Origin of the sequence: Acidovorax sp. 107 (assembly GCF_003058055.1) — a bacterium.
GTDB lineage: Bacteria > Pseudomonadota > Gammaproteobacteria > Burkholderiales > Burkholderiaceae_C > Acidovorax.
This window is the reverse complement of sequence record NZ_QBTZ01000001.1, coordinates 574,037-588,092: the sequence shown is the minus strand read 5'-3', so window position 1 is coordinate 588,092 and position 14,056 is coordinate 574,037. Positions and strand designations below refer to the sequence as shown.

Genomic DNA, 14,056 nt, shown 5'->3' with positions numbered 1-14,056 from the left:
CCTATCGATTCAATAAATTTGAATTGAGGCATCAATCTGCCTGAAGCAGACCGTGGGCAGCGCTTTCTACACTGCCCCATGACCCCGCCGTTGTGCCGCCGAGTCCGGCGGCCGTTGCAGCCTTTGATCACCTTCCTTTTTTGCACTGACCTCCAGATTCGCTGATGACAGCCACTGCCACCACGACCCTCGCCGCCCCACGCCGCTACACGCGCACCGCCATGCTGTTGCACTGGGTGCTGGGCCTGGCGCTGATCGCTCTGTTTGGCGTCGGCGTGTACATGGCCGACTTGCCCTTTTCGCCCCAACGCCTGAAGCTCTACAACTGGCACAAATGGGCCGGCGTGACGATCCTGGTGCTCTCGGCGCTGCGCCTGTTGTGGCGCGCTACACACCGCCCCCCGGCGCTGCCGGGCGCGGTCGAGAAGTCCATGCCTGCCTGGCAAAAGCTGGCGCACCACGGCACCCACCATCTGCTGTATGGGTTGTTCTTTGCCGTGCCACTGATTGGCTGGGCCTACAGCTCGGCGGCGGGGTTCCCCATCGTGTTCCTGGGCCTGTGGCAACTGCCCGACTTCGTGCCCGTCAGCAAGGACCTGGCCGAAGCCATCAAGCCCTGGCACCAGTACACGGCATTTGCGCTGGCAGCGCTGGCGGTGCTGCACATCGCAGCAGCACTCAAGCACCAGTGGATAGACCGCGACGGCCTGCTCTCGCGCATGCTGCCCTGGAAATAAAACGCGTCCTTGTCGCCTGCGACGCGTTCATCCGAACCGCTGCTACAGCCTTTACCTTCTGAGTTTGAACGGAGTTTCTGCATGAACGTGTCTTCTACCTTCTCCCACATCGTGCTGGGCGCCGCCCTTGCGATGGGCGCGCAGGCCGCACTGGCCCAGCAGCAGTTGGTGCCCGCCCAGAGCGAGGTGCAGTTCACCGCCCGCCAGATGGGCGTGCCGCTGGAAGGCCACTTCAAGAAGTTCAGCGCCCAGGTGGCGTTTGACCCGGCCAAGCTGGCCACCAGCAAGATCGCTTTCACGGTGGACACCGGCAGTGCCACGCTGGGCTCGCGCGAGACGGATGCCGAGCTGCCCAAGCCCGCATGGTTCAACGTGCCCAAGTTCCCGCAGGCCCAGTTCGTGTCGTCCAGCATCAAGGCGCTGGGCGGCGGCAAGTTTGAAGTGGCGGGCGCGCTCACCATCAAGGGCAACAGCCAGAACGTCGTGGTGCCCGTGACGCTCACCCAGGCCGGCCCCACCACCACGGCCACGGGTGCACTGCCCATCAAGCGGCTGGCCTTCAAGATCGGCGAAAACGAGTGGGCTGACACCTCGATGGTGGCCGACGACGTGCAGGTCAAGTTCAAGCTCGCGCTGACCGGCGTCGGCAAGCTCTGAGCCCCGCTGGACCGCATCCCACCCGGAGCCCTCGACCAGCTTTCGCGGCACGCGGGCGTGACTCCCGGTGCCGCGCCCCCCTTTTCCCTTGTCCTTTCCTTTTTGATCCTTCAGGAGTTCCCATGCGCAAGTCCCTCTTCGCCCTGGCTGCCGCCGCCACCCTGTTCGCTGGCGCCGCCCAGGCCCAATCGGCCAACTACGCCATCGATCCGACGCACACCTTTGCTGCGTTCGAGATCAGCCACTTTGGGGCAGCCGTGAACCGTGGCCGCTTCGACAAGAAGGAAGGTACCATTCAGCTCGACAAGGCCGGCAAGTCGGGCAAGGCCGAGATCACGTTCGACGTGACCTCGGTGAACACGGGCACCCCCGCGTTTGACAAGCACCTGCAAAGCGCCGACCTGTTCGACGCAGCCAAGCACCCCACGATGAAGTTCGTGTCCAGCAAGTTCGTGTTCAACGGCGACAAGGTGGCCAGCGTGGAAGGCCAGCTCACGCTGCTGGGCAAGACCGGCCCCCTGACCCTGAAGGCCAACCAGTTCAACTGCTACGAAAGCCCCATGCTCAAGCGCGAAGTGTGCGGCGGCGACTTTGAAGCCACCATCGACCGCACCCAATGGGGCATGAACTATGGCGTGGAATGGGGCTTCCCCAAGAACGTGCGCCTGGTGGTGCAGATCGAAGCCGTGAAGCAGTAAAGCAGGCCACGGGGCAGCGGCGCCGCCTTGCGCCGCCCTGCCACCCGCTCTTTGCGACCAGCCACCCGTGCGCCATGCGCCGGGTGGCTTTTTCTTTGGCCCTGCGTGTTTCCGTCACTTTACCGGGCAATTAAAATTAACTTAACGTAAATCAATTACGAATAGTAGAATTGCAATCACCGATTTGAGGAGACTCTGCATGAACGCCGTTCTGAACCCGACCGACCTGGCCAGCCTGCCCGCACCCGCCGCCATCCAGCAGTTGCACCACTACGCCTACAAGGCCCGCGATGCCGAGGAAACGCGCCAGTTCTATGAAGACGTCCTGGGCCTGCCGCTGTACCACATCATCCAGAGCGACTACGTGCCCAGCACCGGCGAGTACTGCCCCTACACCCACTTCTTCTTTCGCCTGCAGGACGGCTCTTTCATCGCCTTTTTCGACCTGGGCGACGACGTGAAGGCCGAGCCCTCGCCCAACACCCCCCTGTGGGTCAACCACATCGCGTTCCGCGTGAACACCGTGCAGGAGCTGGAGAACACCAAGCGCCGCCTGGAAGCGCACGGCGTGGAAGTGCTGGGCGTGACGGACCACCACATCTTCAAGAGCATCTATTTCTTCGACCCCAACGGCATCCGCCTGGAGCTGTCGGCCCAGCTGGCCAACGACGAGCAAATGGAAAAAGACAGCACCGTGGCCCACGCCCGCCTGCGCGAGTGGACGGCGCGCAAGGAGCAATGGCGCAAGGAGCGCGCCGAAGGCAAGGTGGCAGCGCCGCTCAAGCCCCAGCAGAACGACCGGCCGGAGTTTGTGCGCAAGTAAGCCGATCTGACCCAGACGCCCAACTGGCCAGGGGTTGGGGGGGCCTGGGGTGCTTGCCAAGCCTCTGGCGGTGCAGCACCCCACGGTCCACGGGGTTGGCTGCGCTGGATGGGGCGCGCGGCCCCGTCACACGGCCATCCGACCGCCTTGCATGGGATTTTTGGCCCTACAGCGCTGAAGCGCCACATCCCCTTGCCCCAGCAGCTATACAAAAGATAGCAACTATCCCGCTGCCTGTTGCTGCGCCCGCATGATCTGGTGGCGCTGCCAGTAGTGGCTGACCACGGCATTGAACTGGTCCTTGTCCTTCTTGAGGCCGGGCAGCTTGATCTTGCTGGTCTTGGCGCCCAGGCCCAGGGCGTTCTTCTCGGGGTGGGTCACGATCAGCGCGTTGCCAAAGCTGCTTTCCTTGAACTGCAGCGCCTTGACGGCGTCCCAGAACACCGTGGTCTCATCCGCCGAAGTGCGGATGCCTTCAATGCTCACCTCCACCGTCGCATCGCCCTTGAGGGCAAACACCACGGGCGGGAAATACTGCAGCACCAGGGCCCGCTCCTGGTCGTTGGCGGGCTCGTAGCGATAGGCGAGGCTGCGCTCGTGGTCTTGCGCAAACTGCTGTTCGTAGGCGCTCCACAGCCGCTGCTCAATCGCGTCGGCGGTCAATATCTCCTGCACCCAGGTGGTGGCAGGCGCACGCACGGCAATCGCGCCGTAGTCACGCTCTTTGAGGGCCATGCCCACGTTGCGCAGGCGCTCGGGCATGGCGGGGTGTGAGTCGAAGGGGTGCGGCACATTGGCCGTCTTCATCGCATCCACAAAGTCGGGCGATGCTGCGTACGGCGCCAGGCCCTGGGCCACAAAACTGGCAATGCCCAGCGTGCTGTTGTCGTGCCGCTCGTTGCGGCCGAACAGTTCGTCCTCGATGCGGTAGCGGTACTGAGCGTAGGCGGCAATCTTGACCAGCGACTGTGCGATTGCCGCTGGGCTCACCAGCTTGGCCGCCAGGCGGTCGGCCTTGAACTCGCGCTCGCGGCTGTCGCTGGCCAGGGCGATTTCGAAGATGGTGCGGTACAGGTCCAGCAGCGGCGACGCCATGGCCGACAGCCCGCCGGTGCGGATGGCGTGGCGGTAGTGGTCAAACTGCACCAGCTTGGGCCCCAGCTGCGCGCTGCGCCGCGTGTCGCCCCCGCGCAGGTGGGCCAGTTCATGGCCCAGCACGGCATCGGCCTCGGTCTGGTCCAGAATGCGCAGCAGCGGCAGGCTCACAAACAGCGTGCGGCCAGTGAGGGTCTGCTGGCCCACGGTGATCGGGGCCTCAGTCACAAAGAAGTTGGCATCGATCCCGGCCACGATGTGCCGGGGCGGCTCGGTCTTCAGGCGCTGTGCCAGGTGGCGAATGCGCTGCCACAGCAGCGGCGCATCGGCCTCGGCCACCAGCTCGCCCACCACCTGGTTGCTGGACTGCACCCGCTTGAAGATGCCCGCCACCGCCACCAGCACCCCCGCCCCCACGGCAAACCCCACAAACAGCACCAGCTTGGGCGAGTACTTGTGGAAGAAAAACGCCGTCACCCAGAACGACAGCCACACCGCCATCGTCCCTTGCACCACCAGCGCCGTGGCGCTGGCCCAGGACGTCAGGCGCCAGCCCGCCACAAAGCTCGCGTACTGCAGCGTGCGGTCGGCAAACGCCAGCGCCCCCAGCCCCAGCACCGCCAACAGCAGCGCCGCGCTGGCCACCAGCGTCCACAGCGACAGCTTGCGCGCCATGTGGAACTGCCAGACATCCGAGAAGGTATCGCAGAGCGCCTCGCGGTATTCGCGGGCGTCGGGGTCTGCATTGCTGCAAATGGTGGACGGCGGGTTGCTGCGGTAATAATCCTTGCGCGCCTGTTTCTCGTCGGCGGGCAGGCTCTTTTCGGCATCGATGCGCTGGCTGATGCCGGCCACAAAACGGGCGTCCTGTTCGGTCTGGGCATGGCGGGTGAACACGTAGGTCACCGCAGGCACCAGAAACAGCGCCAGCAGCGCATAGGCAAAGACCTTGACCAGGCCCAGGCGCCAGGCAGATTGAAACGTCATAGGTTCGGATGGTTGTGACGGCCCGGCTTCGTGGCGTCGGAGGGCTGAACATCCCCCGCAAGCCACTGCACCAGTCCTTGTTGTAGATCGTGATCCGTGCGCGGAGCCTGGTTCACGTTGCCGCGCCCTTCCCACTCCGCCGGCCGGGATTATCAGGATGCATTCACCTGCGCACCCAGGCTCAAGGTAACCATTGGAAAGAATCGGCCGACAGACGGCGCGCAGCCCCCGAACGGGCGAAGGCCCTGCGGGGCCTGCGCCGGGGTGGCGGTCCCTTAAAATATGCGGTTCACCCTCTTGTTCGTCGGAGCGCTCCCTGCGGCCGCTCCGCCCCACTGCCCCCACTGCGACACCCCATGAGCACGCCCCAACCACAACCCGGCCTCGAAAGCCTGTCCAAGTCGTTTGAACCTGCTGCAATGGAAGCCCACTGGGGCCCCGAATGGGAAAAGCGCGGGTATGGCACCGCAGGCCACCGTGGCACGGGCCAGCCCCAGGCGGGCGAGCCCGCCTTTTCCATCCAGCTGCCGCCTCCCAACGTGACGGGCACGCTGCACATGGGCCATGCGTTTAACCAGACGATCATGGACAGCCTCACGCGCTACCACCGCATGCGTGGCTTCAACACCGTTTGGGTGCCGGGCACCGACCACGCGGGCATCGCCACGCAGATCGTGGTGGAGCGCCAGTTGCAAGAGCAAGGCACCAGCCGCTACGACATGGGCCCCACCCCGCCCGAGGCGCGCAAGAACTTCGTGAGCAAAGTGTGGGAGTGGAAGGAAAAGTCCGGCAACACCATCACCACGCAGATGCGCCGCATGGGCGACAGCGTGGACTGGAGCCGCGAATACTTCACCATGGACGACAAGCTCAGCGCCGTGGTGACCGACACCTTCGTGAAGCTGTACGAGCAGGGCCTGATCTACCGCGGCAAGCGCCTGGTGAACTGGGACCCGAAGCTGCAGTCCGCCGTGTCCGACCTGGAAGTCGAGAGCGAAGAGAAAGATGGATCTCTCTGGCACATCGCCTACCCGCTGGCCGATGGCTCGGGCAGCCTCACGGTGGCCACGACCCGGCCTGAGACCATGCTGGGCGACGTGGCGCTGATGGTGCACCCCGAGGACGCGCGCTACACGCACCTCATCGGCAAGATGGTCAACCTGCCGCTGTGCGACCGCCAGATCCCGGTGATCGCCGACGAGTACGTGGACAAGGAATTCGGCACGGGCGTGGTCAAGGTCACGCCTGCGCACGATCAGAACGACTACGCCGTGGGCCAGCGCCACAAGCTGCCGATGATCGTGGTGCTGACGCTGCAAGCCACCATCAACGAGAACGCGCCCGCCAAGTACCAGGGCCTGGACCGCTTCGTGGCCCGCAAGGCCGTGGTGGCTGATCTCGAAGCCATCGGCGCGCTGGTCGAGGTGAAGAAGCACAAGCTCATGGTGCCGATCTGCACCCGCACCGGCCAGGTGATCGAGCCCATGCTGACCGACCAGTGGTTCGTGGCCATGAGCAAGGTCAGCGACCAGGACCCCACCGGCAAGAGCATTGCGCAAAAGGCGATCGACGCCGTGGCCAGCGGCGATGTGACCTTTGTGCCCGAGAACTGGGTGAACACCTACAACCAGTGGATGAACAACATCCAGGACTGGTGCATCAGCCGCCAGCTGTGGTGGGGCCACCAGATCCCGGCCTGGTACGACGAAGACGGCAACGTGATCGTGGCCCGGAGCGAAGCCGAGGCGCAGGCCAAGGCCCCGGGCAAGCAGCTGCGCCGCGACGAGGACGTGCTCGACACCTGGTACTCGTCCGCGCTCGTGCCCTTCAGCACCATGGGCTGGCCTGAACAAGGCACCGCCGAGACCGACGACTTCAACCTGTACCTGCCCAGCACCGTGCTGGTCACGGGCTACGACATCATCTTCTTCTGGGTCGCCCGGATGATCATGATGACCACGCACTTCACGGGCCGCGTGCCGTTCAAGCACGTGTACATCCACGGCCTGGTGCGCGACGCGCAGGGCAAGAAGATGTCCAAGTCCGAGGGCAATGTGCTCGACCCGGTGGACCTGATCGACGGCATTGCGCTGGAGCCGCTGCTCGACAAGCGCACCACCGGCCTGCGCAAGCCCGAGACTGCGCCCACCGTGCGCAAGAACACGCAAAAGGAATTCCCCGAAGGCATCCCGGCCTATGGCGCCGATGCGCTGCGCTTCACCTTCGCGGCACTGGCCAGCCTGGGCCGCAGCATCAACTTTGACAGCAAGCGCTGCGAGGGCTACCGCAACTTCTGCAACAAGCTCTGGAACGCCAGCCGCTTCGTGCTGATGAACTGCGAGGGCCAGGACTGCGGCCTGAAGGAGCACACCAAGGAAGAATGCCAGCCCGGCGGCAGCGCCCACGGCTACATGCAGTTCAGCCAGGCCGACCGCTGGATCAGCTCGCTCTTGCAAAAGACCGAGGCCGAGGTCGCCAAGGGCTTTGAAGAGTACCGCCTGGACAACGTGGCCAACACGATCTACGACTTTGTCTGGAACGAGTACTGCGACTGGTACCTGGAGATCGCCAAGGTGCAGATCCAGAACGGCAGCGAGGCCCAGCAACGCGCCACGCGCCGCACGCTGATCCGCACGCTCGAAGCCATCCTGCGCCTGGCCCACCCCATCATTCCGTTCATCACCGAAGCCCTGTGGCAGGTGGTGGCTCCCGTGGCCGGCATTACTGGCGAGTCGGTCAGCATCGCGCGCTATCCCGAAGCCCAACCGGCCAAGATCGACGAAGGCGCGATTGCCCACATGGGCCGCGTGAAGGGCCTGGTGGACGCCTGCCGCGCGCTGCGCGGCGAGATGAACGTGTCTCCCTCCACCCGCCTGCCCCTGTACGTGGTGGGCGACACCGAGTTCATGCGTGGCGTGGGCCCGGTGCTGCAGGCGCTGGCCAAGCTCAGCGAGGTCAAGGTGTTTGACGACGAGGCCGCTTGGGCCGCCGCCGCCCAGGCTGCGCCCGTGGCCGTGGTGGGCGACGCCCGCATGTGTCTGTACATGGAGATCGACGTGGCGGCCGAGAAAGCCCGCCTGTCCAAGGAAATCGCCCGCATCGACGGCGAGATCACCAAGGCCAACAACAAGCTGTCCAACGAAGCCTTTGTGGCCAAGGCGCCTGCGGCGGTGATCGAGCAGGAGAAAAAGCGCATTGCCGACTTCGGCACCACGCTGGGCAGATTGCGCGATCAGCTGACACGGCTGGGCTAAAACCCGGGCCATACTGCGCCATGGCGGCCCGTTTCGCACGGACCGCCTGCCTCGTTTTCATGTTCTGCCGGTGTGGGTTGCGGGCTGCGGTGCGGCCTGGGCGCACCGGCACCCATCCGTACAGAGGAGCCCCATGACTGTTGCCACCACCGTTCGCAAAGCCGTTTTCCCCGTTGCCGGACTGGGCACACGTTTTCTGCCCGCCACCAAAGCCAGCCCCAAAGAGATGCTGCCCGTGGTGGACAAGCCACTGATCCAGTACGCGGTCGAAGAGGCCTACGCGGCCGGCATCCGCCACATGATTTTTGTGACCGGCCGCAGCAAGCGCGCGATTGAAGACCACTTCGACACCGCCTACGAACTGGAAGCCGAGCTGGAAGCAGCCGGCAAGAAGGAACTGCTGGAGCTGGTGCGCTCCATCCAGCCTGACGACATGGACTGCGCCTTTGTGCGGCAGCCCCGCTCCCTGGGCCTGGGCCACGCCGTGCTGTGCGCCGAGCCGCTGGTGGGCAAGGAGCCTTTCGCCGTGCTGCTGGCCGACGATTTGATGGTGGGCCCCCAGGGCGGCGAGCCCGTGCTGGCACAGATGGCCTCCGCCTTCCGCCAGCAGGGCCGCTCGGTGATCGCCGTGCAAGAGGTGCCCGAGGACCAGGTGCACAGATACGGCATCGTGGCCGGCGAGCCCGCCGGTGGCCCGCTGATTCGCATCCAGCGCATTGTGGAGAAGCCCAAGGCCGCCGATGCCCCCTCGCGCATGGGCGTGGCAGGCCGCTACATCCTCACGCCCGGCGTGTTTGACGAGATCCGCAACCAGCCGCGCGGCGTGGGCGGTGAGATCCAGCTCACCGACGGCATCGCCCGCCTGATGCACAGCGAGGCGGTGTATGCGTTTCAGTACGAAGGCAAGCGCTACGACTGCGGCAGCAAGGAGGGTTTCCTGGAAGCGACGGTGGAACTGGCTTTGCAACACCCGCAGGTGGGGGCGCAGTTCCGGGACTACCTGAAGGGCCTGGCGCTGTAATCCACAGCCCGCCCAAGCCCCTGCCAAACTACAAAATCAATAGCTCCCAGCGCTTGTTTGACAGGCACTGGCAGCTTTTTTACTTTCAACGGCGACGCAGAACGTGGATGTACTCTTCGCCCACTGTCCGCTGCTCCACCAGCTCGTTGCCGGTCTGCTTGGCAAACGCCTGAAAATCGCGCAGCGATCCGTTGTCGGTGGCCACCACCTTGAGCAGCTGGCCGCTGGCCATGTCCGACAACGCCTTCTTGGCCTTGAGGATGGGCAAGGGGCAGTTCAGGCCCCGGGTGTCGATTTCTTTGTGAATGTCCATGGTCATCAATCCTTAGGCGGCGTAGCAGCCGGGGCTTGTTCGTCCAGACCCCGACGGCGCTCTGCATTTTCTTCGGCCGTGAAAAACACGGGCTCGTGGCCCCGTGTACGCAGCCAGTCGGCCAGCGCGTAGCCCGTGCCCGCGGGCCAGCATTTGAGGTCAGGCAGATCGTACAGCCGGTAGTCCACCAGCTCGGGCGATAGTTGCACCTGCCCCGTGGCCACCACATGGTAGGCAATGATGATCTGGTTCATGCGCAAGAACTCGTAGGCCCCCACCAGGGTGGTGGACTGCACATCGAGGTTGGTCTCCTCCTTGACCTCGCGCGCAATGCCTTCCTGGGGCGACTCGCCTGCCTCCATGAAGCCTGTGATCAGTGCAAACATCTTGCCCGGCCAGGCCGCATTGCGCGCCAGCAGCACCTTGCCGTCGATCTCCACGATGGCGGCCAGCACGGGCGTGGGGTTGTTCCAGTGTGTCCAGCCACAGGCGGGACAGCGCAGGCGCTCCTTATCGCCGCCATCTTCGGCCAGTGTGATGGGCTGCAGCTCGGTCGCGCAGTGGGGGCAAAAACGGACTTCGTAGTGCATATGCTATCTTTTATGTAGCTACTGAGGCATATTCAAATAGCGCTAGCAGCCATTTTGATTCAAAAACCTGTGCAAAGGCACCTGGCGACGCCCGAGGAGCCCATCCTGCACCCCGCACCACCGGTCATGCAGGAAACACCCCGGTCGACAAATACCGGTCGCCCCGGTCGCATACGATGAAGACGATGGTGGCATTGCTGTCGCGCGCGGCGATCTGCTGCGCCACCCAGCATGCGCCGGCGGCCGAGATGCCCGCAAAAATGCCCTCCTCGCGCGCCAGGCGGCGGCACATGTCTTCGGCATTGTCCTGGCTCACCGACACCAGCTCGTCCACCGTGCTGGCGTCGTAGATCTTGGGCAGATACTCCTGCGGCCACTTGCGGATGCCCGGGATGCGCGAGCCTTCTTCAGGCTGCGCGCCGATGATCCGAATGGCGGGATTTTTCTCCTTGAGGAACCGAGACACGCCGGTGATGGTGCCCGTGGTGCCCATGGCGCTCACAAAGTGCGTGATCCGCCCGCCCGTCTGCTCCCAGATCTCGGGGCCCGTGGTTTCGTAGTGGATGCGCGGGTTGTCGGGGTTGCCAAACTGGTCCAGTACCGTGCCTTCGCCGCGCTTTTGCATGGCCTCTGCCAAGTCACGCGCATGCTCCATGCCGCCGCTCTTGGGGGTGAGTACCAACTCGGCGCCAAAGGCCTTCATGGTCTGCGCGCGCTCGATGGACAGGTCTTCCGGCATCACCAGCACCATGCGGTAGCCCTTGATGGCGGCCGCCATGGCCAGCGCAATGCCGGTATTGCCCGAGGTGGCCTCGATCAGCGTGTCGCCGGGGCGGATGTCGCCCCGCTCTTCAGCGCGGCGAATCATCGACAGTGCAGGCCGGTCCTTGACGGACCCTGCGGGGTTGTTGCCTTCGAGCTTGCCCAGCACCACATTGCCGCGCGCCGCGTTGTCTTGGGCCCCAATGCGCTGCAGCGCCACCAGCGGCGTGTTGCCTACCGCGTCTTCAATCGTCGGATATTTCATACGCCCTACTGTGCCATAATTCAGGGCTTCACATATTCCGCCCGGGTGGTGAAATTGGTAGACGCAGGGGACTCAAAATCCCCCGCCGCAAGGCGTGCCGGTTCGATTCCGGCCCCGGGCACCACAGTCAACAAGGCCGGTAGCTTCCACGAGCTATCGGCCTTTTTGCTGGGCTGGACGATCTGACACCTGCACTGGGGCCCTGCACGCCCTTGCGCCGTACCGCACCACCCTCCATGACCGCCCAAGACCTGATCGCGCACGCCACGGTGCTGGCCTACCGGCTGGCGGGTTATGCCCTGCAGAACATGGCCGAGGATGCGGCGCTGCTGGCGATGATGTTCTGTTGACCTTCACGCCCCTGCTGCAGCAACGCTTGCGCATGGCCGATGGCACGGCACCTCAGCGCGCAGCCAGCAACAAAAAGTCCTGCTCATAGCCCTTGAGCGATTGCGCAGCGCGCAGCCGGTGGGCTGGCGTCATGGCGTTGTGCAGGCGCGCAAACCCCTCGCAGCCCTCGGTCACCAGCGCTTGCGCGTAGCGCTGGTAGGCGCCATCCGGCGACGTCACCACGCGGTCCAGAAAGCCCAACATCAGCGTGCGGGCCTGGGCGGTGTTGCCACGGTCGGCCTGGATGCTGCGCAGCACCTGCACCAGGTCCTTTTGCCGGCGCACGCGCTCGGCATAGGTGCGCTGCGGGTCGAAGGCCGACTGGGCGACGAAGGCGCGCAGCACGGCCTTCTGCGGCTCGTCCAGCGGGCCATAAAAGGTCTCGAGCCGGGACGAGAGGTCTTTGAAGCGGCGCTCGCGCAGCTTGTCAGGCGGCGGGTCCAGCCACTCGGATTTCCAGTCGGCATTGCTGTCGGCCTGTTTGCGCTCCAGGTTGCGGATCTGGGCCTCGGTCAGCTGCGAGGCCAGCCACACCACCTTGGGCTCGGCCTGGGCCAGTACCTTGTCTAGCTGGGCGCGGGCTTCCTCGTAAATGCGGCAGGCCTGCTCGGGGGTGATGGTGGCGGGCAACTGCTGCTGCACCCTTTGCAGCAGCTCGGCATGCTGGGGCAGCATGGTGTCGCGGTGCCAGCGGTGCAGTTCGCCCAGGTCGCCACGCACACGCTCTGTCTGCGCGTCCGACAGGTCAAGGTAGCGGTTGAGCTGCCAGTACGCCAGGTGGGGCACTTGGTTGTACGCCAGACGCACCGTGCTGCAGCCCGCCAGCAACGCACCGGCCACGGCCAGGGCGGCAATGCACAGGGTGGTGCGCAGGCGGGACAAAACAGCCACGGCAGCTCCAGAAAAGCGGGACCGCGCAGGATAGGCCCAATGCCCGCCACGCTGGCCGCAGGGCGCGGATACCCCGGTCCGCAGACCAGGATTGCGCCCAGATACGACCCTGCCCGAACCCAGTCAGCCTAGCCCCGTGAAGGCTGCGCGCCAGAGGCCGGGTGAGCGGGAAATCAGTTGTCCTGTCGCCGGATCAACTGGCGGCCGCTGGCGGTGATGGCCAGTTCACCGCCCATCCCCTTGGTGATGAACCCCCATTCAAGCAGCCGCCCGGAGACATGGTCTTTGAGCGCATGGGGCAGCGTGATGACTTCGCCCATCTCCAGTTGCTTGAGGGTCTCGATCTCGTCCACGGTGGGATCGAAATGCGGAGCGTGGTAAGTGGTCATGGTGGTCGCTCTCCAACAAGGTTGGTGAATGAAAGACAGACTTCCGCGCAGCCAGATTAGTTCACCGCCCGGACGGACGCAAGCGCGTCAACCCGCCACCGGGGCACCCGCCGCCTCGGCCATCTGCTGCAGCCAACGCGAAAAGGTGGCCAGCACCGGGGGCTGGGCCTGCGCGGGGCTGATGAGGTAGTACGCCCGCTCGCCGCGCAACGGTCGGTTGCAGGCCACCACCAGTTCGCCACTGGCAAGCTCGGCCTCGATGAGCAGCGGCGGGATCAGCGCCACGCCCATGCCATGCGTGGCGGCCACGGCCAGCATGGAGAACAGCTCGTAGCGCGGGCCATCCAGCGCGTGCGGCGCATCCACCGCCATGGCATCGAACCACTGGCGCCAGCCATACGGGCGCGTGCTTTGCTGCAGCAGCGGCAGCTCGGCCAGCGCCTCGGCGGCCACGGGCTGGTGGGCGCGGCCCCGGCCCCGGGGCGCGGCGGATTCGAGCAGGCGCGGGCTGCACACGGGCACCACGTCTTCGTGCATCAGCAGTTGCGCCTGCACGCCGGGCCAGTTGCTCACCTGCTCGGGCGTGCCCGCGTACAGCGCGGCATCGAAGGTGGTGTCGGCAAACAAGAAAGGCCGGGTCTGCGTGTCGATGTGCACCACGATGTCGGGATGCGCCTGCGCCAGTTGCGGCAGGCGGGGGATGAGCCAGCGCGTGGCAAAGGTGGGCACCGCCGCCAGCGTGAGGGTGCCGCCCTCGCCCTGGTGGGCCATCACGTCCAGCGTGTCGCGCTCCAGCCCCTGCAGCCAGCGTGCCACTTGGCGGCCGTAGTGTGCGCCTGCAGGCGTCAGCACCACGCCGTGGCGCGTGCGGCGGAACAGTGCCACGCCCAAAAATTCTTCCAGCGCCTGGATCTGGCGCGACACGGCGCTTTGTGTGAGCGACAGCTCCTGCGCGGCGCGGGTGTAGCTCTCGTGGCGGGCGGCGACTTCAAAACAGGCCAGGGCCTGGGTCGATGGAATGTTGCGGCGCATGATGAAGAGGAACTTGTGAATAAGCCACCAGCCCTTGACGCTGGCTGCGACAAGTATTCCATACATTCCAAAAACGCATGTCTGGATGAAAAGAACTCGCTTGCGGGCCAGCATCCCAAAGCCTACGATGCGTTCCAGATTCGTTTTTTTCC

At 65.0% G+C, this 14,056-nt stretch carries 13 protein-coding genes and 1 tRNA gene; 7 read left to right on the top strand and 7 right to left on the bottom strand.

Features of this window, described 5'->3' with window-relative positions:
• Positions 1-164: 164 nt before the first annotated feature.
• The 4 genes from C8C99_RS02810 to C8C99_RS02795 all read left to right on the top strand — a co-directional run bounded on the left by C8C99_RS02810 (position 165) and on the right by C8C99_RS02795 (position 2,915).
• Positions 165-737, top strand: coding sequence for a cytochrome b (locus C8C99_RS02810; protein WP_056639508.1), 573 nt, complete (start codon positions 165-167; stop codon positions 735-737).
• An 81-nt stretch (positions 738-818) separates the two neighbouring features.
• A complete protein-coding gene (locus tag C8C99_RS02805; protein ID WP_056639512.1) occupies positions 819-1,394 on the top strand; it encodes a YceI family protein in 576 nt (191 codons plus the stop codon).
• Positions 1,395-1,516: 122 nt separating this feature from the next.
• Positions 1,517-2,092 (top strand): YceI family protein, encoded by a 576-nt coding sequence (locus tag C8C99_RS02800; RefSeq protein WP_108624895.1) that lies wholly within the window; start codon positions 1,517-1,519, stop codon positions 2,090-2,092.
• Between the two features lie 199 nt (positions 2,093-2,291).
• Positions 2,292-2,915 (top strand): VOC family protein, encoded by a 624-nt coding sequence (locus C8C99_RS02795; protein ID WP_108624894.1) that lies wholly within the window; start codon positions 2,292-2,294, stop codon positions 2,913-2,915.
• Between the two features lie 222 nt (positions 2,916-3,137).
• On the opposite strand, the gene C8C99_RS02790 is transcribed toward C8C99_RS02795, so the two are convergent.
• Positions 3,138-4,997, bottom strand: coding sequence for a M48 family metallopeptidase (locus tag C8C99_RS02790; RefSeq protein ID WP_108624893.1), 1,860 nt, complete (start codon positions 4,995-4,997; stop codon positions 3,138-3,140).
• Between the two features lie 356 nt (positions 4,998-5,353).
• Between C8C99_RS02790 and C8C99_RS02785 the strand changes: the two genes are divergently transcribed.
• A complete protein-coding gene (locus C8C99_RS02785; protein ID WP_108624892.1) occupies positions 5,354-8,251 on the top strand; it encodes a valine--tRNA ligase in 2,898 nt (965 codons plus the stop codon).
• Positions 8,252-8,384: 133 nt separating this feature from the next.
• On the top strand, positions 8,385-9,272 hold the full coding sequence (gene galU, locus C8C99_RS02780) for a UTP--glucose-1-phosphate uridylyltransferase GalU (RefSeq protein WP_056639520.1): 888 nt from the start codon (positions 8,385-8,387) through the stop codon (positions 9,270-9,272).
• 85 nt (positions 9,273-9,357) lie between these two features.
• Here the strand turns inward: galU and C8C99_RS02775 are convergent, their stop codons facing one another.
• From C8C99_RS02775 to cysM, 3 genes are all read right to left on the bottom strand, one after another.
• The gene (locus tag C8C99_RS02775) at positions 9,358-9,585 is read right to left on the bottom strand and encodes a sulfurtransferase TusA family protein (protein ID WP_056639714.1); all 228 of its coding nucleotides are present in this window, start codon (positions 9,583-9,585) and stop codon (positions 9,358-9,360) included.
• Positions 9,586-9,590: 5 nt separating this feature from the next.
• On the bottom strand, positions 9,591-10,175 hold the full coding sequence (locus C8C99_RS02770; protein ID WP_056639522.1) for an NUDIX domain-containing protein: 585 nt from the start codon (positions 10,173-10,175) through the stop codon (positions 9,591-9,593).
• 124 nt (positions 10,176-10,299) lie between these two features.
• Positions 10,300-11,202: a cysteine synthase CysM gene (gene cysM, locus C8C99_RS02765; RefSeq protein ID WP_056639524.1), complete on the bottom strand. Its 903-nt coding sequence runs from the start codon at positions 11,200-11,202 to the stop codon at positions 10,300-10,302.
• Positions 11,203-11,241: 39 nt separating this feature from the next.
• Between cysM and C8C99_RS02760 the strand changes: the two genes are divergently transcribed.
• A tRNA-Leu gene (locus C8C99_RS02760) sits at positions 11,242-11,326 on the top strand.
• A gap of 278 nt (positions 11,327-11,604) precedes the next feature.
• On the opposite strand, the gene C8C99_RS02755 is transcribed toward C8C99_RS02760, so the two are convergent.
• The 3 genes from C8C99_RS02755 to C8C99_RS02745 form a co-directional block, all read right to left on the bottom strand.
• Positions 11,605-12,483, bottom strand: a complete 879-nt coding sequence (locus tag C8C99_RS02755) for a DUF6279 family lipoprotein (RefSeq protein ID WP_108624891.1) — start codon at positions 12,481-12,483, stop codon at positions 11,605-11,607.
• Between the two features lie 173 nt (positions 12,484-12,656).
• On the bottom strand, positions 12,657-12,872 hold the full coding sequence (locus tag C8C99_RS02750; RefSeq protein ID WP_056639527.1) for a hypothetical protein: 216 nt from the start codon (positions 12,870-12,872) through the stop codon (positions 12,657-12,659).
• A gap of 87 nt (positions 12,873-12,959) precedes the next feature.
• Positions 12,960-13,904, bottom strand: a complete 945-nt coding sequence (locus C8C99_RS02745) for a LysR family transcriptional regulator (protein WP_108627015.1) — start codon at positions 13,902-13,904, stop codon at positions 12,960-12,962.
• Positions 13,905-14,056 lie beyond the last annotated feature (152 nt).

Coding starts and splice junctions, on each gene's coding strand:
- C8C99_RS02810 (WP_056639508.1), top strand. CDS start 165: ATGACAGCCACTGCCACCACGACCCTCGCCGCCCCACGCCGCTACACG.
- C8C99_RS02805 (WP_056639512.1), top strand. CDS start 819: ATGAACGTGTCTTCTACCTTCTCCCACATCGTGCTGGGCGCCGCCCTT.
- C8C99_RS02800 (WP_108624895.1), top strand. CDS start 1,517: ATGCGCAAGTCCCTCTTCGCCCTGGCTGCCGCCGCCACCCTGTTCGCT.
- C8C99_RS02795 (WP_108624894.1), top strand. CDS start 2,292: ATGAACGCCGTTCTGAACCCGACCGACCTGGCCAGCCTGCCCGCACCC.
- C8C99_RS02790 (WP_108624893.1), bottom strand. CDS start 4,997: ATGACGTTTCAATCTGCCTGGCGCCTGGGCCTGGTCAAGGTCTTTGCC.
- C8C99_RS02785 (WP_108624892.1), top strand. CDS start 5,354: ATGAGCACGCCCCAACCACAACCCGGCCTCGAAAGCCTGTCCAAGTCG.
- galU (WP_056639520.1), top strand. CDS start 8,385: ATGACTGTTGCCACCACCGTTCGCAAAGCCGTTTTCCCCGTTGCCGGA.
- C8C99_RS02775 (WP_056639714.1), bottom strand. CDS start 9,585: ATGGACATTCACAAAGAAATCGACACCCGGGGCCTGAACTGCCCCTTG.
- C8C99_RS02770 (WP_056639522.1), bottom strand. CDS start 10,175: ATGCACTACGAAGTCCGTTTTTGCCCCCACTGCGCGACCGAGCTGCAG.
- cysM (WP_056639524.1), bottom strand. CDS start 11,202: ATGAAATATCCGACGATTGAAGACGCGGTAGGCAACACGCCGCTGGTG.
- C8C99_RS02750 (WP_056639527.1), bottom strand. CDS start 12,872: ATGACCACTTACCACGCTCCGCATTTCGATCCCACCGTGGACGAGATC.
- C8C99_RS02745 (WP_108627015.1), bottom strand. CDS start 13,904: ATGCGCCGCAACATTCCATCGACCCAGGCCCTGGCCTGTTTTGAAGTC.